Annotated in this window: 18 protein-coding genes and 2 tRNA genes; 7 read left to right on the top strand and 13 right to left on the bottom strand. The window is 34.5% G+C overall.

The features are described 5' to 3' along the window. Positions 1–189: 189 nt before the first annotated feature. The 3 genes from C8C87_RS15935 to C8C87_RS11910 all read right to left on the bottom strand — a co-directional run bounded on the left by C8C87_RS15935 (position 190) and on the right by C8C87_RS11910 (position 990). Positions 190–570, bottom strand: coding sequence for a hypothetical protein (locus C8C87_RS15935; RefSeq protein WP_233550032.1), 381 nt, complete (start codon positions 568–570; stop codon positions 190–192). A 242-nt stretch (positions 571–812) separates the two neighbouring features. Next, positions 813–885: transfer RNA gene (locus C8C87_RS11915), tRNA-Met, on the bottom strand. Between the two features lie 32 nt (positions 886–917). After that, positions 918–990, bottom strand: a tRNA-Met gene (locus C8C87_RS11910). A gap of 117 nt (positions 991–1107) precedes the next feature. Between C8C87_RS11910 and era the strand changes: the two genes are divergently transcribed. The 3 genes from era to C8C87_RS11895 all read left to right on the top strand — a co-directional run bounded on the left by era (position 1108) and on the right by C8C87_RS11895 (position 4331). Next, on the top strand, positions 1108–1989 hold the full coding sequence (gene era / locus C8C87_RS11905) for a GTPase Era (protein ID WP_099714480.1): 882 nt from the start codon (positions 1108–1110) through the stop codon (positions 1987–1989). A gap of 160 nt (positions 1990–2149) precedes the next feature. Continuing rightward, positions 2150–3460 (top strand): ribosome biogenesis GTPase Der, encoded by a 1311-nt coding sequence (gene der / locus C8C87_RS11900; RefSeq protein ID WP_099714481.1) that lies wholly within the window; start codon positions 2150–2152, stop codon positions 3458–3460. 79 nt (positions 3461–3539) lie between these two features. Beyond that, positions 3540–4331: an SDR family oxidoreductase gene (locus C8C87_RS11895; RefSeq protein WP_121342752.1), complete on the top strand. Its 792-nt coding sequence runs from the start codon at positions 3540–3542 to the stop codon at positions 4329–4331. Positions 4332–4431: 100 nt separating this feature from the next. On the opposite strand, the gene C8C87_RS11890 is transcribed toward C8C87_RS11895, so the two are convergent. From C8C87_RS11890 to C8C87_RS11845, 10 genes are all read right to left on the bottom strand, one after another. Then, positions 4432–4668 (bottom strand): hypothetical protein, encoded by a 237-nt coding sequence (locus C8C87_RS11890; protein WP_121342751.1) that lies wholly within the window; start codon positions 4666–4668, stop codon positions 4432–4434. A 126-nt stretch (positions 4669–4794) separates the two neighbouring features. Next, a complete protein-coding gene (locus C8C87_RS11885; RefSeq protein WP_121342750.1) occupies positions 4795–5535 on the bottom strand; it encodes a DUF2490 domain-containing protein in 741 nt (246 codons plus the stop codon). A gap of 124 nt (positions 5536–5659) precedes the next feature. After that, positions 5660–6844 carry a chromate transporter gene (locus C8C87_RS11880; protein ID WP_099714485.1) on the bottom strand — a complete coding sequence of 395 codons (1185 nt, stop codon included), beginning with the start codon at positions 6842–6844 and terminating at the stop codon, positions 5660–5662. Positions 6845–7040: 196 nt separating this feature from the next. Then, positions 7041–9584: a TonB-dependent receptor gene (locus C8C87_RS11875; protein ID WP_121342749.1), complete on the bottom strand. Its 2544-nt coding sequence runs from the start codon at positions 9582–9584 to the stop codon at positions 7041–7043. Positions 9585–9829: 245 nt separating this feature from the next. Continuing rightward, a complete protein-coding gene (locus C8C87_RS11870) occupies positions 9830–10243 on the bottom strand; it encodes an Rrf2 family transcriptional regulator (protein ID WP_099714487.1) in 414 nt (137 codons plus the stop codon). Positions 10244–10312: 69 nt separating this feature from the next. Beyond that, the gene (locus C8C87_RS11865; protein ID WP_121342748.1) at positions 10313–11128 is read right to left on the bottom strand and encodes a YgcG family protein; all 816 of its coding nucleotides are present in this window, start codon (positions 11126–11128) and stop codon (positions 10313–10315) included. Next, positions 11128–11565, bottom strand: coding sequence for a TPM domain-containing protein (locus C8C87_RS11860; protein WP_099714489.1), 438 nt, complete (start codon positions 11563–11565; stop codon positions 11128–11130). The genes C8C87_RS11865 and C8C87_RS11860 overlap by 1 nt, the downstream gene beginning before the upstream one ends. Positions 11566–11648: 83 nt before the next feature. Then, positions 11649–12236: a LemA family protein gene (locus C8C87_RS11855; protein ID WP_099714490.1), complete on the bottom strand. Its 588-nt coding sequence runs from the start codon at positions 12234–12236 to the stop codon at positions 11649–11651. A gap of 66 nt (positions 12237–12302) precedes the next feature. Then, positions 12303–12635 (bottom strand): MerR family transcriptional regulator, encoded by a 333-nt coding sequence (locus C8C87_RS11850; RefSeq protein ID WP_099714491.1) that lies wholly within the window; start codon positions 12633–12635, stop codon positions 12303–12305. A gap of 74 nt (positions 12636–12709) precedes the next feature. After that, positions 12710–13687, bottom strand: coding sequence for a M23 family metallopeptidase (locus tag C8C87_RS11845; protein WP_121342747.1), 978 nt, complete (start codon positions 13685–13687; stop codon positions 12710–12712). 343 nt (positions 13688–14030) lie between these two features. Between C8C87_RS11845 and alaS the strand changes: the two genes are divergently transcribed. From alaS to C8C87_RS11825, 4 genes are all read left to right on the top strand, one after another. After that, on the top strand, positions 14031–16667 hold the full coding sequence (alaS, locus tag C8C87_RS11840; protein ID WP_121342746.1) for an alanine--tRNA ligase: 2637 nt from the start codon (positions 14031–14033) through the stop codon (positions 16665–16667). 229 nt (positions 16668–16896) lie between these two features. Then, positions 16897–17673, top strand: coding sequence for a hypothetical protein (locus C8C87_RS11835; RefSeq protein WP_121342745.1), 777 nt, complete (start codon positions 16897–16899; stop codon positions 17671–17673). A gap of 135 nt (positions 17674–17808) precedes the next feature. Beyond that, entirely contained in the window at positions 17809–18666 is an 858-nt protein-coding gene (locus C8C87_RS11830; protein ID WP_121342744.1) for a hypothetical protein, read from the top strand. 134 nt (positions 18667–18800) lie between these two features. Further along, positions 18801–19757, top strand: a complete 957-nt coding sequence (locus C8C87_RS11825; protein WP_121342743.1) for a GSCFA domain-containing protein — start codon at positions 18801–18803, stop codon at positions 19755–19757. Position 19758: the final 1 nt, after the last annotated feature.

Here is a 19758-nt window from a genome sequence, read left to right as displayed (position 1 = left end):
TTTTCGGTGCATAAATAGAGTTGAAGCGGTTTCTTTTCCTTGTGTCTGACTATGGAAACTATGATAGGTGCTATAGATATTCTTATTTTTTAAAAAGTTAACAAGGTTAGTATGGTTGTAAATTCTTTTTGGCTTGTCCCAAATTGAACTACTGTTAAAATCCCCCGCAAGAATTACATTTTCATTATTCTACAAGTCGCTATAAAAATGAACTGCGTTCCAAATTTGTTCTGTATAGCAATCGTGATTTTGAGGTTTTTGAGCCCATATCGCAAAAATAGTTAACTCAATTTCATTGTTGCTAACGGATAAGGGTAGTACATATTTAAATTCAGGATTGTGAATACTTAAAAGTTTAATCTTAAAGTCTGAATACGAAAATATTCCAAGCCCTTTGTTTTGATTTTTTCCAAACCAAAATAAATCTGTTGGCTTAGCTATATCATTTTTGAAAATTAATTTGTCCGGATGTTCACATTCAGGCACAATTAGAATGTCTGGCTGTTCTTTCAGAATAAACTCCGCTTTTTTTCGAAAAGCCATATTACAATTCCAGCTTATTATTTTCATTTTGATAGTAGTCGTTGTGTTGTCCGTTGCAGTTAAAGATGACTTTTATATATGTGTGACTTTGTTACAAAAAGCAATCTCTATATAGCTAGTTTAGTGTGGTAGAATGCTACTTATGTTTTAAACAAATATAGGTATAATCGTACTAACTATAATTAATTGTAGTATGGTTGTTGTTGATGCTATTGCATCCTCAAGTTTATTCCATAAAAAAAGCTCCAGATTTCTCTGAAGCTTTCTAGTAGCGGGAACAGGACTCGAACCTGTGACCTTCGGGTTATGAGCCCGACGAGCTGCCTACTGCTCTATCCCGCGATGTGCGTTTGTAATTTCAATAAAATTCTTAGTAGCGGGAACAGGACTCGAACCTGTGACCTTCGGGTTATGAGCCCGACGAGCTGCCTACTGCTCTATCCCGCGTTGTTTCGGGTGCAAATGTACGACGAATTTCTAAATTTCCAACGAAAATTTTAAAAAATGTTTTATTTCGTCTATTGACTTGATATGACTACCTTTGCGGAATAAATTATAATAGAAATGTCACATAAAGCAGGTTTTGTAAACATCATCGGGAATCCAAATGTTGGTAAATCAACACTTATGAATGCCTTTGTTGGAGAAAGATTGTCAATAATCACATCAAAAGCACAAACAACACGTCATAGAATTCTAGGAATTGTAAATGGAGAAGATTTTCAAATGATCTTATCAGATACACCTGGAATCATCAAACCGGCATACGAAATGCAGGAATCAATGATGAATTTTGTGAAGTCCGCTTTTGAAGATGCTGATGTGCTGATTTATATGGTGGAAATTGGAGAACAAGAGTTGAAAGACGAAGCGTTTTTTAATAAAATTATCCATGCCAAAATTCCGGTTCTATTATTATTGAATAAAATCGATAATTCAAATCAGGCGCAACTGGAAGAACAAGTGGCTTTCTGGACTGCCAAAGTTCCTAATGCTGAAATTTTTCCAATATCTGCTTTACAGAATTTTAATGTACCGGAAGTTTTTGGAAGAATCATTGAATTGTTGCCGGAATCACCTGCTTATTATCCAAAAGATCAATTGACAGATAAGCCGGAGCGTTTCTTTGTAAATGAAACCATCCGTGAGAAAATCTTGTTGAATTACAGCAAAGAAATACCATACGCAGTAGAAATTGTTACCGAAGAATTTTTTGAGGATGAAAACATCATTAGAATCCGTTCTTTGATTATGGTGGAACGCGATACCCAAAAAGGAATCATTATAGGGCATAAAGGTGCCGCTTTGAAAAAAGTAGGAATGGAAGCCCGTGTCGATTTAGAGAAATTTTTTGGCAAACAAATCCATATAGAGTTGTACGTAAAAGTGAATAAAAACTGGAGAAGCAACGCAAATATGTTAAAACGATTCGGATACAATCAATAATATAATTTGGGCGTGACCACAAGGGTCAGGCTATACGTTACAATCTTTGTTGCAAAAAGAATTGCAACAAAGGATTTTCACTGCTATCCTTCACGCAAAAAACGGATAGCTTAGATTACAAAATAATAGAGTACCTTTGCAAAATATTTGAATTTATATTATGAATAACATTGTTGCGATAGTAGGAAGACCTAATGTAGGGAAATCAACCCTTTTTAATAGGCTGATACAAAGAAGAGAAGCTATTGTAGATTCAGTATCTGGGGTGACCCGAGATAGAAACTATGGTAAAAGCGAGTGGAACGGAAAAGAGTTTTCTGTAATTGATACAGGTGGTTACGTACGTGGGTCGGATGACGTTTTTGAAGGCGAAATTCGTAAACAAGTGGAACTTGCCATTGATGAAGCGGATGTTATCATTTTTGTAGTTGATGTTGAAGAAGGCATTACTCCAATGGATGATGCTGTTGCGAGATTGTTGCGTAAGGTAACGAAACCGGTTTTACTGGCAGTAAATAAGGTGGATAATGCGATGCGTGAGAAAGATGCGGTAGAGTTTTACAACCTTGGTTTAGGAGAATATTATACGTTTGCCAGTATTTCAGGAAGTGGAACAGGAGATTTATTGGATGCATTGATTGATGCTTTTCCAGTAAAACCAGAACCAACCCAAGAAGAAGTCGCTTTACCTCGTTTTGCAGTTGTAGGTCGTCCTAATGCTGGAAAATCAAGTTTTATCAATGCCTTAATTGGTAAAGACCGATATATTGTTACTGATATTGCGGGAACAACCCGTGATTCTATCGATACGAAATTTGACCGTTTTGGTTTCGAATTCAACTTAGTGGATACTGCGGGAATCCGTCGTAAAGCAAAAGTAAAGGAAGATTTAGAGTTTTACTCGGTAATGCGTTCGGTTCGTGCGATTGAGCATGCTGACATTTGTATTTTGATTATTGACGCCACTCGTGGTTTTGAAGGTCAGGATCAAAGTATTTTTTGGTTAGCGGAGAAAAACCGTAAAGGTGTTGTCATCTTAGTGAACAAATGGGATTTAGTCGAGAAAGAAACGATGTCAACTCGTGATTATGAAGCTAAAATCAGAGAAGAATTAATGCCATTTACGGATGTGCCTATTCTTTTTGTTTCGGCTTTGACAAAACAACGTTTGTTGAAAGCTTTGGAAGCTACAGTAAAAGTTTTCGAAAATAGACAACAACGTATTGCTACTTCAAAATTCAACGAATTTATGTTGAAAGTGATTGAAGCATACCCACCACCAGCTACAAAAGGGAAATATGTAAAAATTAAATATTGCATGCAGTTGCCAACACCAACACCACAATTTGTGTTTTTTGCCAATATGCCACAATATGTAAAAGAACCTTACAAACGTTATCTGGAAAATAAAATTAGAGAAAACTGGGACTTTTCAGGAGTGCCAATCGATATTTATATCAGAGAGAAATAGTTTTTATTTCTAAATTAAAATAGAAAGTTTATTGAGTTTGCAAAAGCTCGATAAACTTTTTTTATTTTTATGAAAAAATATGAATGCAATAAATGGCAAAGTAGTTTGGATTACAGGCGCTTCAAGCGGAATAGGAGAGGCTTTAGCGTATGAATTAGCTGGTAAAAATTGCAAATTAATTCTTTCGGCTAGAAATAGTGATGCTTTAGAAACGGTAAAATCTAAATGTTCAAACACAGAAGTCGCCATTTTACCTTTTGATTTGGTTGATTTTGACAACGCCAAAAATCATGCAGAAAAAGCCATTGCCGCCTTTGGAAAAGTGGATCTGCTTATCAATAATGGCGGTGTTAGCCAGCGCTCGCTGATTGTAGAAACCGATTTTGAAGTAGATAAAAAACTCATCGAAACAGATTATCTCGGGACGGTTGCCTTAACAAAAGCATTATTACCTCATTTTATCAAGAATAAGAAAGGCCATTTTGTAACCATTACCAGTTTGATGGGGAAATTTGGTTCGCCATATCGTTCAGGATATTGTGGTGCAAAACATGCTTTACATGGTTTTTTTGATGTTTTGAGAATGGAACATCAAAAAGACAATATCAGTGTGACACTCGTCTGCCCTGGATTTATTCAAACTAATGTAGCTAAAAATGCCTTGACTGCAGACGGATCAAAACAAAATATAGATGATGAAGCAACTCAAAACGGAATGCCAACAAGTGTTTTTGCCAAAAAATTTGTGAAAGCAGTTGAGTCCGATAAATTTGAAGTTTATATTGGTGGCAAAGAAACGTTGGGGGTTTATATGAAACGATTTTTCCCAAAGTGGTTGCATTATTTTGTTTTAAAAAGCAAAGTAAGATAAATTTCAATATTGTCTAATGAAAATTTAAATCAGGAATTGATAAGAATAAAAAATCCCGATTGCTAGGGATTTTTTGTTATTTAATAAAACTATAATATTCCTAATTTTCATCTTCTTCCAAAGTTTCCATTGGATGATCACCGTACCAATCTTTAAATGTTTTTGTGGTTGTATAATCATCATGTAGTACGGTATAAACCATAAACAAGATTAATGGTATGCCAACGCAATATAAGGTCATTATTACCGGCAAAGCTACGTTAGTTTGACATAAACCGGCAAATACAAAAACATAAATGGTAGTAAACCAAACGAGTTTAATTGCAAAATTTTTCATGGCTATATCTTTTTATTAAAGTTACGCCGGAAATTCAAAATATTTAGTTAATGTATTGGTAATCAATGTTTAAAATTAAAATAAATCATTGATTATTCATGGTAGTGAAAGGTCATAAATACTATTTTAAACCTTTTTTTGGAGTTTTATTTTATGAAAAATACTGAATCGGATAATATCTCTATTGAAATAATTAATTCCATTGGTTCGGCGTTGAAAACTGTTTAGATAACCCAACTCTAATGCAATGTTTTTGTTTATGCCATATTGTAGCGCTGCATAAATCCTATTTTGATCAAAAGTGTTTTTAATGATAGTTTTTCCCGCATTGAACATTATTTCATCTGAAAGAATAGTTTTTAAAAATTGATTTTCTTTTTTCCAAAAAATATAATCGGCTTGAAGTCTGTATCTGAATCTCCATGTGAATGTAGAGCCGGGTAACAATGATTCTTTATTGGCATTATGAATGAATCGTTCTTCTGCTTGAAATCGTTGTAGCAATGTTACTTTATTAATGTTTAGCTTCCAAGTAAGATCTTGTTGTCCTCTGTATTCCGGTATTTTAAAATCATAGGAAACTTCAGGTTCTTGTGTAGCAACAGAGAAATGGGCAAAGCCAATTCCTGCTTCTAAATTTTCGTTGATTTTATAGCGTCCTTGAATTCGTATGACATATAAATTCTCTTTTACTGGTTTTAAAAAGACTCTATTGTCAAACTCAGTATGCAAAGACCATTTTTCATTTAATACCAATTGATTGTTGTATCGTGTCCAAAGAATGCTTTGATGATCTATGTTTTTCTCTGTTTGCGCTTGACAGAGGACTGATACGAATAAAAAGAAAATGATTCTAATGGTTTTCACGGAGTTTTATTTCAATTTTGGCAAATTTACAAAAACTCTATTAATTCTATGGGTTGTATTTTTTTTTTAAAAGGACTTCAATTAAATATTTTAATTTGTCAAAATTTACATCGTTTATTTAGAACTATGTGTCTATTAGTTTCAGTAAAACACCTAAGAGTGCAGCAATACCAATAATATGTGGTTCTTGTATTTTTTTAGTGTAAATGAGAGTTAATATTGCTCCTATAGCAATCAGTATTGTGGGAAAATCTATAATTGAACGAGAGGCAATGACAATTACCGCTCCTACTAAAGCTCCTATCACCGCAGCGGTAATTCCATCTACAAAGGCTCTGATGCTTTGGTTTTTGGCAATTTTTTTGAAATAAGGAGCAGGAATCACAGTAAAAAGATAACAAGGCAGGAAAGTCGCTAACGCAGCAACAACAGCTCCTTTATAGCCGGCAACCAAAAAGCCAATAAAACCAACTGTAATGACAACTGGTCCAGGAGTGATCATAGCTACGGCTACGGCATCAACAAATTGATTCTCCGTTAACCATCCATATTCATTGACAACTCCACTATGTAAAAATGGAACAATTGCCAGCCCGCTTCCAAAAACAAATGCTCCGGCTTTTGTAAAGAACCAGGCCAAATCACCTAATTTTCCAAGTTCTATAGTAGAGAATCCAGCAGAACCTATTAAAAAATAAGAAGTTGTTTTAGGTCGTTTGATCCATTCCGGCGGAGCTTTGACAACCATGTATAAAAAACCTAAAGCGATGAATAAGAGCACCTCTTCTTTTTGAGTTACAGCCGTTAGTATAGCAGAACTGATATAAAAAAACCAAAGTAACCAGTTTTTTTTAATCCCTGAAATTTCAAATTTACTAATCGATTTGATGGTAAGTTTGTAGGAACTCATTACGATGATTCCAATTACGGCAGCACTTACTCCGTAAAATATGGCTTGCATCCAAGGTAAACTTCCATAGGCTTGATAAGCTATTCCTATCAATATAACCATGATGAAGGAGGGAAGAACAAATGCAAATCCTGAAACAGTTGCGCCCAAAATACCATAGTGAACATATCCAATATAAATGCCTAATTGAGCAGCCAAGGGACCGGGAGCTAATTGAGAAAGAGCCAGTCCTTCTTTAAAATCAGATTCGCTAATCCATTTTCGAGTTTCAACTAAATCATTTTGCATATAACTGACCAAAGCGACTGGACCTCCAAAACCAGTTGTCCCCAGTTTAAGAAAATATTTTATTAAATCCAGTAAAGTATAATTTGGAGTTGTTATTTCTGGCTGAGACATATATTTTAATTAAATGGTTCAGGATGTTAAATGCGATTCCAAATTAGAATTATAGAGTTATGGAAGTTGGTCTCTGATTTCCAAATCGGAAGTTAGTTTTAAATCTATTTAGACTTTAGTTTGAATTAAAAACACCGCAGTCGTTATAAAACGAATTGCGGTATTTTTGTATTTATAATTTAAAAGTTTGTAACTATTATAATGAATATTTCAATGTAACTCCATACGTTCTTTGATCGCCTAATACACCTGCATATTGTCCTGAATTTCCACCGGCAGGCAATAGTTGTTCGTAATAATCTTTATTTAAAAGGTTACGTCCCCAGAATTGTACAGACAAACCATCTGTTGCACGGAAACCTAAACGAGCATTAAATAGGGCATAACCCTGAACTACTAAATATTTTGAAGCAGAAGGACTTGAAGAGAATTCAGAACGTGCATAAGAATCGATTCCAAGGAATATTTTTCCTGCATTTCCAAAGAATTTTGCTTTATCTGAAAGCTCTCCTCCTAAAGATCCTGCCCATTTCGAAGCACCCGGTAAAGCAGTTCCGGAAACATCTTTAAAAGATACTGCCGCTCCAGTTTCTTCTAACGGAAGGGGTGCATTTGTAAATTTAACATATTTACCGTCTGTATATGTTGCTGCTCCATTGATGGTTAAATGTTTGCTGATTACAAAACTCGCATCCAGTTCTACACCTTTTACCTGTACTTTATCTGCATTGGCAAGATAGCCACGGTTTACACCTAATTCTGCTGCCTGTACATTTGTTTGAAAATCTTTGATATCGGTATTAAAGAAGGTTAAATTGAATATTGAGTTTTTAAACGGTGATGTTTTTACTCCAATTTCATAATGATTTACTTCTTCTGGTTTAATTACGGCAAGTTCAAGAATTGGCTGTCCGGCAAGAGTAGGTAATCCAGCTACGTTTACTCCAACAGGTTTGTAGCTTTTCGCAAAAGTTGCATACGCATTAATCTTGTCAGTAGCTTTAAAAGAAACGGTTATGTTTCCAGAAAAGTCAGTGTTGTCAGTGTTAGATGAAAATGATTGATCTGTATAAACTAATTTTTTCAAAGCAATTAAAGCTGGGTCACTCGTTTGAAGCCCTCCGTATGTTGTACGGTTATAATAAGCATCTTTTTTGTCAAAATTATGGCGTAAACCTGGTAATACGTGCAAACGTTCTGTTATAGCCCAGTCCAATTGACCAAATACTGCTGCACTGGAAGCTCTAATGCGGGCATCGGTTTTGATACCGTAACCTTCAAATAGATTTGGTGTTTTCCATAAATTACTGGTGGTGCTTTGTGCAAATCTCCATTGAGCATTACCGGATTCTTCTGTACCATCTGTTTGTGATGTCTGGTCAATAAAAAAGACACCTACAACACCACTTAATTTAGAGGTAAGCTGACCTGCATAACGTACTTCTTGTGTTATTTGTGTTTGTCTGGTTGGGTTTTGCGATTTTGCTAACACTTGTAATCCTGTAAAATCCCTATCGTTTGATGGATCCCAATTCCAAAAACGCCAAGCGGTAGTTGCCGTAAGTGTTCCGTTTCCAATTTTTGTATCAACATTAAGAGATATACCTCCCATATCTTGTCCGGAACGCCATGGCGTATCGTGGTCAATTTTACGATCAAACGCATTAAAACTCGGAAGTTGGTAATTCAAATCAGCAATAATAGCATCAAATTGACGATAAGGCGCTCTTTGTGTAGGCGCTACACCAGCAACTACCTGAGCATATCCATCTGGACGTTGCGTAGTAATATCTGCAGCTAATATAATATTGGTTCTCTCAGAAGGTGTATAAAGTAATTGTCCTCTTATTCCTTGATTATTGAGGGAATTTGTAGGTCTTCCTGTTGCGACATTATCAATTAGACCATCACGTTGCGTACCGGAAAAAGAGATACGACCTGCAATTTTTTTACCTAATGCTCCTGTAACAGATGCTTTGGCTTGTAGGAATGCATAATTTCCATAGCTCACTTCAAAGTCAGCACCTGAAGTAAAACTCGGTTTACGAGTAGTAATGTTAAAGGCTCCTGAAGTTGTGTTTTTACCAAATAATGATCCTTGCGGACCACGCAATACCTCAATTTGTTCGATATCGATAAAATCTAGAGTGGTTGCCGCTGGACGGGCATAATAAACACCATCAACATAGAAACCAACACCAGGATCAATTCCATCATTTGTAAGTCCAAAAGGAGAGCCTAGACTTCGAATATTAATACCTGTATTTCTTGGGTTTGAAGAATATAATTGAACTGATGGAACAAGTTCTTTTATGCGATTAACGTTAAAAGCTCCAGTTTGTTCTGCCTGTTTTCCTGTTATTACTGATATTGCGATTGGCACATCTTGTACTTTTTCTATTCGGCGTCTTGAGGAAACTACCACCTCTACCAAAGCATTTTCTTCAATAAGCGTTATTTGCAATGAAGGTATTGCTAAAGAAGTAATTTCTATTTCTGCAGTTTTGTATCCTACATATTGAACTAAAAGAGTTAAAGGGAGTTTTCCTTTTGTGTCTATTATAAATTTCCCGCTAGAATCAGAAATTGTGTTAGAAGTTGTTCCTTTTATAACAATATTTGTTGCTTCTAACGGAATGTTTTGGTTTGTTGTAACTACACCTTCAATGTTTTGTGCAAATGATATTGAGAAAGTTAGAACGGATAATAGAGTAAGTATATTTTTTATAGAATTTTTCATTTATATTAAGTATATGTAATTAGTAGAATTTAATTTAAATTTTTTTAAACTAACACATACACATCATTTGACAGCTCTTTTTTTCAATTACAATTAGTTGATTTTTTCCGGGTTGCTTATTCAATAAAGCAAACTTACTTTGGTACGTTTTCATACGTTTAAATTTGGATTGTTAATTATGTATTAAATCTGGGGCAAATATATAATTAATTCTATAAAATTAGTAGAGTTTAAAAAATATTTTTTTATTTTTTTACTAATGAAGCAATAGTGATGCCTTCCATTGCCTTTAAAGTTTCTTCTCTAATGGTAATCAATCCGTGTCGTAATAGGCATTCCGATTCATCGACGCAATCAGAACAGCGTTCATAAAAATTTAATGATGCACAAGGAAGTAAAGCAATTGCACCATCAAAAAGCCTATGAATATCGGCTAAAGTAATGTCGTTTTTAGATTTTAGAAGATAATAACCGCCAAATTTACCTTGTTTACTTCCTACGAAATGGCCGCGTTTTAAATCCAATAAAATCTGTTCCAAAAACTTTTTTGGAATAGATGCCGCCTCGGCAATTTCGATAGTTCGAGAAACATGGGTTTCTTCTTGTTGCGCTAAATATAAGAGGGCTTTTAGCGCGTATTTGGCTTTATGTGAAAGCATTTTACTGTAATTGATTTATGTTTTTTTGAATTTCAGATGTAATTATTTTTTAAAGATGGGGACTGAATACTACCAATCTCCGCCAGATCCACCGCCAGAGAAACCTCCGCCACCAAATCCTCCGCCGAAACCGCCTCCGCCAAATCCACCACCAGATGAACCTCCGCCGAAACCACCTCCGCCACTGTTTCTTCCAAGACTGCTTAGAATAATGACATCCAATAAACTTGGGCCAATACCGCCGCCTCTGTTACCGGAATTTCCGCCACCGCCTTTGTTTCGGGATATCAATACCAGTATAATAATGACAATAACGATTAAGGGTAAAATAGGGAATCCTTTATCTTTGGTTGTTTTTTTTACTCGCTCTCCTTTGTATTTTCCTTTAAAAACATCAAATAAAGCATCCGTTCCTTTATCGAGTCCTTTGTAATAACTTCCTGCTTTAAATTCAGGAATAATAATGTTTCGTGTAATTTCTCCACCAATACCGGCAGTCAATCGATCTTCAAGTCCATACCCTGGTGAAATCCATATTTTTCTTTCGGCTTTTGCCAATAAAATAAGTACACCATTATCATTTTTTGCAGTTCCACCAATTCCCCAAGCATGTCCCCATTTTGGAGTAAGGATACCAATATCTTCTCCTTTGAGACTTTCTATGGTAATCACCACAATTTGAGTAGTAGTAGAATCTGAATATTTAATTAGTTTTTCTTCTAATTGTGCTTTTTCTGTTGCGCTTAGAACATTAGCATAATCATAAACAGAAGTTTGTAAAGTTGGTTTTTCAGGAATGGTAAATTGCGCAAAACCAATTTGTGTGAATAGCAAACATACAAACAGTTTTAGGGAAATTAGGGTACTCTTTTTTTGTAATAGCATTATCCTCTAGATATTTCGTTTGATAATTCATTTGTATCGCCTTCTTGCCAAGGGAAATATTTTTGCAATTGTTCGCCTGCTCTGGCAATTCCATCAACAAGACCTTGCTTGAAATCCCCTTTTTTGAACTCAGCCACCATAATATCGCGGGTACAATTCCAAAAATCATCTTGTACGACATCATTAATACCTTTGTCACCACAAATTACAAAATGCCTGTCTTCTACCGCTAAGTAAATCAAAACACCATTTTGGAGCTCAGTTTCATCCATTTTCAGTTCATGAAAAACTTCCAAGGCGCGATCATACGCATCCAAGGAAGTTGTTTTTTCTATGTGAACTCTAATCTCGCCAGAAGTATTTTTTTCAGCCATACGAATAGCTTCAACAATTTCTTGTTCTTCTTCTTTGGTTAAAAAATCTTCTACTTTTGACATTGAAATATTTTAAAGGTTGTTTCTTGAATTTAAATTTGATTTATTTAGACTTCTAAAAATCTAGAAGTCTAAATAATCTAACTTTAGAATTTTACTTCAACTGGTTTATCAGCACCTTCAACTGCATTAAAGTATGCTTTCTCTTTGAATCCAAACAATCCTGCAAATAAGCTATTTGGGAACGTTTTAATATGAGAGTTATATGGTTTAACAGCTTCGTTGAAACGCGTTCTCGCTGTTAGAATTTGATTTTCAGTACTAGCCAATTCGTCTTGTAATTTTAAGAAATTTTGGTTGGCTTTCAATTCAGGATATGCTTCAACAGTTACTAATAATCGAGACAATGAACTGCTCACACCGCTTTGTGCTTTGTTGAATTCAGCTAATTGTTCCGGAGTAATATTTGCTGGATCAATTTTTACAGAAGTAGCTTTAGAACGCGCTTCGATAACTGCTGTCAACGTGCTTTTTTCAAAATCAGCGGCACCTTTTACTGTATTTACTAAATTTCCAATAAGGTCATTTCTTCTTTGATACGCCGTTTGAACATCACCCCAAGATTGTTCTACATTTTGGTTTAAAGTTACTGCAGTATTGTTAATTCCTTTAACCCAGCTGTAAATTACAAAAATTACAACTGCTCCGATAATCCAAGGCAAAAATCTTTTCATGTTTATTTAATTTAAGTTTATTGTTTAATTGTTTAAAAATTTCAATCGATAAGTAGTCTTAAATGACTACAATTCGTTTTTTATATTTGTTAATTGTGTGCGTATCGTTTCTAATTTTCGAATGATATCAAATTTATCCAACGTTTTTTTCTGTCCTTCTTTCAAATGGGTTTTGGCACCTTCCAGCGTAAAACCTCTTTCTTTGACCAAATGATAGATCAGTTGTAAATTAGTGATATCCTCCGGAGTAAACATTCGATTGCCTTTCGCATTCTTTTTTGGTTTCAGAATATCAAATTCATTGTCCCAAAAACGAATCAGCGATGCATTCACGTCAAATGCTTTGGCTACTTCGCCAATGCTGTAATATCTTTTATCTTTAGAAAGCTCAATATGCATGTTTCTTTTATTTGACTTTTAATTCTGCAACCTGTAGACTTTTTTCTCCTACACCTGATTACTTTTCTGGAGCATTAATCTAATGATTGATTCTCTTGATTTGCTAATTGTGCAATCACAACATATTCTACAGCTGAAATATTTCCGTAATAAAAATTAAGCGGATTCACCACTTTTTTATCCTTGTGAACCTCATAATGCAAGTGCGGTCCTTCGGATCTTCCCGTGCTTCCTACATAACCTATAATGTCGCCTCGTTTTACACGTTGTCCCGCTCTAGCTTTATATTTGCTCAGATGCGCGTATAAAGTTTCGTATCCAAATCCATGCCGAATAACAATATGATTTCCATATCCTGAGGCAGTATTGTCCGCTTTTGCTACAACTCCGTCGCCTGTGGCATAAATGGGTGTTCCTGTTTTAGCTGTAAAATCCATGCCTTCATGCATCTTCCTTGCTTTTGTAAAAGGATCCGTTCGGTATCCAAAACCAGATGCCATTTGCTTTAAATTTTCATTTCGTACTGGCTGAATGGCAGGAATAGCTGACAAAAAATCACTTTTGGCTTCTGCCAATTTCAAAATTGCATCCAATGATTTCGACTGAATCGCTAATTCCTTGCTAAGGACATCAATTCTTTTTGTGGTATTGATTACCAACTGGGAATTGTCATAACCTTCTAGTGTTTTATACCTGCTTATTCCCGGTAATCCCGCTTTTCGAATAGAATCCGGAATCGCTGATTTGTTGAAATACACACGATATAAATTATTATCTCGATTTTCAATAGCTTCAATAACGCCATTTACCTGATCCATTTTTTTGTTCAGCAGCGCATAATTCAATCTCAAATTTTCAATTTCACGCGCTTGCAAACGGTCTTTTGGTGTTTCAAAATATGGAGTGTTCAATAAAACAATGAAACTCAAAAAACCAAACAATGCCGATGCCAATAAAAACAGAATAATAACACCAAGTTTTCTTCTTTTTCGTGTTTTTATTTTTCTATAGGCTAGATTTTCGGAATCGTAATAATATTTTACTTTCGACATATTTTAAAATACCCTATTTTTGCACACTGTAAAAGGTTAGACGAACAAATTTAATAAATGTTTCATTTGTTACACCCTTTTTTCAATAATAAATAAAATAATGTGCCTATTCCAGCTATTCGTTACAAGTTCTCGTTTATAAATCTTTTTTTCTAATGAGCCAGCAGGAGCTTATCCCGAGACTTCGGGAGTCGCTCTGCCACCTCAAGAAAAAATAAATCTATAAATCTTGAAGCTTTTCACTGCTATCTGGGGCAAAAAATGTTGATTTGATTATTTGGTTATTCGTTTATGCGATGCAGCCGATTAACCAAATTAACTAATAACCGAACAAACAATAAAAATGAAATCACAAGACGTACGTAAACAATTTCTGGATTTTTTTGCATCAAATGGACACTTAATCGTTCCATCGGCACCCATAGTTCTAAAGGATGATCCAACACTGATGTTCAACAACTCAGGAATGGCGCAGTTCAAAGAATATTTTCTGGGTAATGGAACTCCAAAAAGTACCAGAATTGCCGATACGCAAAAATGTCTTCGTGTTTCAGGAAAGCATAATGACTTAGAAGATGTAGGTTTTGATACGTATCACCACACCATGTTTGAAATGTTAGGGAACTGGTCTTTTGGTGATTATTTCAAAAAAGAAGCCATCAACTGGGCTTGGCAACTTTTGACAGAAGTGTATAAAATTCCAAAAGAAAACTTATACGTTTCCGTATTTGAGGGAAACCCGGAAGAAAACGTACCATTCGATCAGGAAGCTTGGGACATTTGGAAGGAATTGATCGATGAAGACCGAATCATTCTTGGAAACAAGAAAGACAACTTCTGGGAAATGGGAGATCAAGGTCCGTGTGGTCCATGTTCAGAAATTCACGTTGACATCCGTTCTGCAGAAGAAAAAGCTTTAGTTTCAGGAAAAAGTTTAGTAAACAATGACCATCCGCAAGTTGTGGAAATCTGGAACAATGTATTTATGGAGTTCAACCGTAAAGCCGATGGTTCTTTAGAAAAACTGCCTGCAAAACACGTTGATACCGGAATGGGATTTGAGCGTTTGTGTATGGCATTGCAAGGAAAAACTTCTAATTATGACACCGATGTTTTTACGCCACTTATTGAAAAAGTAGAGCAAATTACAGGATTAAAATACACTTCAAACGAAGTTTTAAATATTAGCGAAGAGCAAAACAAAACCAATATTGCTATTCGTGTAGTAGTTGATCACGTTCGCGCGGTAGCTTTTGCTATTGCTGACGGTCAATTACCATCTAACACAGGAGCTGGTTATGTAATTCGTAGAGTTTTACGTCGTGCAATTCGTTACGGATTTACGTTCTTGAACACCAAAGAACCTTTCATCAATCAATTGGTTGCTGTTTTGGCGAATCAAATGGGGGAATTTTTCCCAGAAATCAAATCGCAACAACAATTGGTTACCAATGTGATTCGTGAAGAAGAAGCTTCTTTCTTGAGAACACTAGACCAAGGATTACAATTATTAGAAAATGTAGTTGCCGAAACTAAAGGTTCAATTGTTTCTGGAACAAAAGCATTTGAATTATACGATACTTTCGGATTCCCAATTGACTTGACGGCATTAATTCTTAGAGAAAAAGGATTCGAATTGGACGAAGCTGGTTTTAACGCTGCCATGCAAGAACAAAAAGCTCGTTCTCGCGCAGCTTCAGAAGTTTCTACCGAAGATTGGTCTGTGTTGATTCCTGGAAATGTAGAAACATTTGTAGGGTATGATCAATCAGAAAGTGACGTAAAAATCACTCGTATCCGTAAAGTTGACAGTAAAAAAGATGGTGTTTTATACCAAATTGTTTTAGATAGTACGCCATTCTATCCAGAAGGTGGAGGGCAAGTAGGAGATAAAGGAACGTTGGTTTCTGCAAATGAAACCATAGAAATCATCGACACTAAAAAGGAAAATAACCTGATTTTACATTTTGCAAAAAAATTACCGGAAAATGTAAATGCTGGTTTTGTGGCTAAAGTAAATCAGGATTTGAGAAGTTTATCTTCTAGAAATCACTCGGCTACACATTTGATGCACCAAGCCTTGAGAAGTATTCTTGGAACACACGTTGAACAAAAAGGATCTTTAGTAAATCCAAACTATTTGCGTTTTGACTTTTCGCATTTTGCTAAAATGACGGAAGCTGAATTGCAACAAGTAGAAGATTTTGTAAATGCAAGAATCCAGGAACAATTGCCACTTATCGAAAGAAGAAATATTCCTTTTGCGCAAGCGGTTCAAGAAGGAGCGATGGCGCTTTTTGGAGAGAAATATGGTGATGAGGTTCGTGCAATTAAATTTGGCGAAAGCATGGAATTATGCGGTGGAATCCACGTGAAAAACACAGCTGAAATCTGGCATTTCAAAATCGTTTCTGAAGGAGCGGTTGCTGCGGGAATTCGTCGTATTGAAGCCATTACAAGTGATGCGGTAAAAGCACATTTCGCATCGTATGAAAGCACATTGAATGAAGTGAAAACAGCCTTGAAAAATCCTCAGGATATTTTGAAAGCCGTTCATTCGATGCAAGAAGAAAATGCAAAATTGTCCAAACAAATCGAGGCTTTGATAAAAGATAAAGTTAAAAATTTGAAAGCGAGTTTAATTGCTGAAATACAGGAAATAAACGGCGTTCAATTCTTAGCTAAACAGGTCGATTTGAATCCAGAAGGAGCAAAAGATTTGGCTTATGAATTAGGAAATTTAGGGAATAATTTATTTTTGGTTTTGGCTACAGCCGATGAAGAAAAACCAATGTTAACCTGTTATGTTTCTAAAGAATTAGTCGCGGAAAAAAACCTAAATGCTGGACAAGTTGTTCGTGAATTGGGTAAATTTATCCAAGGTGGTGGTGGCGGACAACCGTTTTTTGCTACAGCTGGAGGAAAAAATGTTGCAGGAATTCAACAAGCTTTGGAAAAAGCGATTGACTTTGTAAAGTAGAACAAATTTATTTTTTATAATAAAAACCCTTTTAGGACAGATGTTCTAAAAGGGTTTGTTTTTTTGTTTAACACACTATTTACAAGGCCTTCCTTAAGTTTAAAAATAGTAGTTTAACTGAAATATAGGGATTGTAACGATGAATATTGTCGTTTTTACTTTATTTCTCTAGGTTTGATTGATGTAGCACCCCAAGGTTTGAGGAAGGTGAATCGATTTATTTATTATAATGAAAAAAACAAAAAATATTTTTTGGGTATTATCAATTTTTTTATTGACACTTTATTCGTGTTCAAATGATAATGACGATAGTCTAAAATTGCTAAAGAAAGTTGTTGAAACTTCAGAAAATGGGACTTCAGAAACTACTGTATATACTTATAATGGAACTGAAATAGTTAGTATTGATGGCGTTCAGAAACGTACTGATTTCACGTATACGGATGGTTTAATTACAAAAAGGGTAATACTAAATAAAGCAAATCAGCTTTTGGAGACCATTGAATACAGTTACCTTGTGGGTAAATTAGTTGAAGTTGAATCTTTGGGTAATTACAGAATAAATTACATTCATAATACAGATAAAACGGTTTCTTATGAAAGATTCAGGATTTCAGGCAATCAGCAAGTAAAAGAATTTCATGGAACATTGTATTTTGAGAACGAAAATTTGATCAAAAATGAAAGGATTTTAGATACTATTCCAGTAGGAATCACCTCAAGTGAGAGTATAACTTTTGACTATGATGCTAAAAATAATCCATTGTATAATGTCTTGGGATATAAAAATTTATTGGACCATATGGAAACGATATCGTCTAATAACAGTTTAATAAATACAGTAATTGCAACTACTACAAATGGAGACCAAGTATTATCGGTAGCTAATTTTTATAAAAGCTCTTTTAAATACGATTCTGAGAATTATCCAACAGAACGGGTTTCGGAAACAGCAATTTTAGCTAATGGAAATACGGGGTATTTAAAAACACAATACTTCTACTAATGTAAGAAATGCTCACTGATTCTTCCAGACATAAATCAAAACTCAAATATCGAATTAAAAAGATATTTGAGTTTTTTTATACAATTAATAGTGTTAAATTGTTTTTTTATAGTTTAATTTATTAAAAATTATAATATGAAAAAAATAACTTTAATCTTAAGTGTTTTGATGCTAGTGTCATCGTGTTCAAGTGATAGTAGTAGTGAAAGTGATACACCTGTAACACCATCATCAATACTCGTCAAAAAAATTATTGAATTAGATAAGGATGGAAAAGAAATGAGCACGACTGATTTTGTTTACAACGGGAACAAAATTGTCAGCGAAGTTATAGCAAAAAAAGATCTTTCGGTAATTGGAAACATCGGGTTTTTGTATACTTATAAAACTGAATATACTTATACGGGTAATTTAATCACTAGTATAAAAGTAAAAAATATTGGGGCTAATCAAGATAAGCTTGTTCTTAAAACAGATTTTTTTTATGATAGTAATGAAGATTTAATTTCTTCTACCAGAGAGCAATATTTTGACACGTTTAAAGCTATATTGAGAGTAGTATATACTAAAATAAATACTACTTCAGTCAATTGTAAAATGTATTCCAGTGATTCAAGAGATAATATAGAAACGCTTGTATGGGAGGGTAAGTTTTCTTTTGATGTAAATAAAAACCTTATTAAATCAGAGTCTTTGGATGCTAGTTTTCTTTTTGGCAGTTTTGAATACGATACGAAATCGAACCCTAAAAAGGGTGTTTTAGGTTTAAATAAGATTATGTTTCAAGAGATTCCACCTCTTTATAATGTCTCAGCTTTACAATATCATTTACATAAGTTTAATAATGTTTTGAAATCTAATATTTCGGGCTCTTTCCCTAAATTTAATCAATATACGTATAATGCTAATGGATATCCAAGTGAGATGAAAGAGTATTATATCTATAATGGAAACAATATTCACGATGTAACTTTTCAATATTTTTATGAATAAATTTTTGAGTTTATAGGATTGATAAACCCTTTCAGAGTTTTAAACTTTGAAAGGGTTTTTTATACCAATGAAAAAAGAACTAAACCTCATTTAATTCGCTAAAATTATTCAAATTTGTAGTAAATAAAATAGCAATGCAATTCAGAACCCAAATTCCCATTCCTAAAAGTGATTATCCAATAGATTATAATGCTACTATTATGTCTTTAGGCTCTTGTTTTGCGGTAAATATGGCGGAGAAATTGGACTATTTTAAATTTAAAAACAGCTGTAATCCAGTTGGGATTTTGTTTCATCCGTTAGCGATTGAAAAGTTAATTGATTTTGCTGTTTCAGGAAAGCAATTTACAGAAAACGATATTTTTTTTCACAATGAACGATGGCATTGTTTTGATGTACATTCAGATTTGAGTAATTCAAATAAAGAGGAATTAGTAGCATCATTAAACACAATAATCAAATCAACAAATCAACAAATAACCCAATCAACACATTTCGTCATCACGTATGGAACCTCTTGGGTTTATCGTAATATAGAAAGCGATTCTATTGTGGCGAATTGCCATAAAGTACCTCAAAAACAGTTCAATAAAGAATTACTCTCTGTTGAAGAAATAAAAAATAGTATTATAAATACAGTAAAACTAATTCATGCGGTAAATCCTAATTGCACTATTATTTTTACGGTTTCGCCGGTGCGCCACATTAAAGACGGTTTTGTAGAAAATCAATGGAGTAAAGCCAACTTAATTTCTGCAATTCACGATGTTCTGAATACTGAGCACTGTAAACTGAGTACTGAATATTTTCCCAGCTACGAAATCATGATGGATGAGCTTCGGGATTACCGTTTTTATGCCGAAGATATGTTGCATCCCAATCAAGTGGCAATCGATTATATCTGGAAACGTTTCAAGGAAACTTCCATTTCAGAAAACGCTTTTGCTGTGATGGATGAAGTGGAGAATATCCAAAAAAGTCTTTCGCATAAGCCTTTTAACCCGAATTCTGAAAGTCATTTGAAGTTCGAGACCAAAGTCAGAGAAAAAATCACTAAATTGGAGAATCAATATTCATTCATGAAATTTTAAT

Origin of the sequence: Flavobacterium sp. 120 (genome assembly GCF_003633605.1) — a bacterium.
In the GTDB taxonomy this organism is placed as follows: Bacteria; Bacteroidota; Bacteroidia; order Flavobacteriales; family Flavobacteriaceae; genus Flavobacterium; species Flavobacterium algoritolerans.
This window is presented reverse-complemented; position numbering and strand designations above follow the sequence as displayed.

Bases quoted from the DNA above. Each gene is read 5' to 3' on its own strand.
- C8C87_RS11895 (WP_121342752.1), top strand. From the start codon at position 3,540: ATGAATGCAATAAATGGCAAAGTAGTTTGGATTACAGGCGCTTCAAGC.
- C8C87_RS11870 (WP_099714487.1), bottom strand. From the start codon at position 10,243: ATGCTTTCACATAAAGCCAAATACGCGCTAAAAGCCCTCTTATATTTA.
- C8C87_RS11835 (WP_121342745.1), top strand. From the start codon at position 16,897: ATGAAAAAAACAAAAAATATTTTTTGGGTATTATCAATTTTTTTATTG.
- C8C87_RS15935 (WP_233550032.1), bottom strand. From the start codon at position 570: ATGAAAATAATAAGCTGGAATTGTAATATGGCTTTTCGAAAAAAAGCG.
- C8C87_RS11880 (WP_099714485.1), bottom strand. From the start codon at position 6,844: ATGTCTCAGCCAGAAATAACAACTCCAAATTATACTTTACTGGATTTA.
- C8C87_RS11890 (WP_121342751.1), bottom strand. From the start codon at position 4,668: ATGAAAAATTTTGCAATTAAACTCGTTTGGTTTACTACCATTTATGTT.
- era (WP_099714480.1), top strand. From the start codon at position 1,108: ATGTCACATAAAGCAGGTTTTGTAAACATCATCGGGAATCCAAATGTT.
- C8C87_RS11875 (WP_121342749.1), bottom strand. From the start codon at position 9,584: ATGAAAAATTCTATAAAAAATATACTTACTCTATTATCCGTTCTAACT.
- C8C87_RS11845 (WP_121342747.1), bottom strand. From the start codon at position 13,687: ATGTCGAAAGTAAAATATTATTACGATTCCGAAAATCTAGCCTATAGA.
- C8C87_RS11850 (WP_099714491.1), bottom strand. From the start codon at position 12,635: ATGCATATTGAGCTTTCTAAAGATAAAAGATATTACAGCATTGGCGAA.
- C8C87_RS11825 (WP_121342743.1), top strand. From the start codon at position 18,801: ATGCAATTCAGAACCCAAATTCCCATTCCTAAAAGTGATTATCCAATA.
- alaS (WP_121342746.1), top strand. From the start codon at position 14,031: ATGAAATCACAAGACGTACGTAAACAATTTCTGGATTTTTTTGCATCA.
- C8C87_RS11830 (WP_121342744.1), top strand. From the start codon at position 17,809: ATGAAAAAAATAACTTTAATCTTAAGTGTTTTGATGCTAGTGTCATCG.
- C8C87_RS11860 (WP_099714489.1), bottom strand. From the start codon at position 11,565: ATGTCAAAAGTAGAAGATTTTTTAACCAAAGAAGAAGAACAAGAAATT.
- der (WP_099714481.1), top strand. From the start codon at position 2,150: ATGAATAACATTGTTGCGATAGTAGGAAGACCTAATGTAGGGAAATCA.
- C8C87_RS11865 (WP_121342748.1), bottom strand. From the start codon at position 11,128: ATGCTATTACAAAAAAAGAGTACCCTAATTTCCCTAAAACTGTTTGTA.
- C8C87_RS11855 (WP_099714490.1), bottom strand. From the start codon at position 12,236: ATGAAAAGATTTTTGCCTTGGATTATCGGAGCAGTTGTAATTTTTGTA.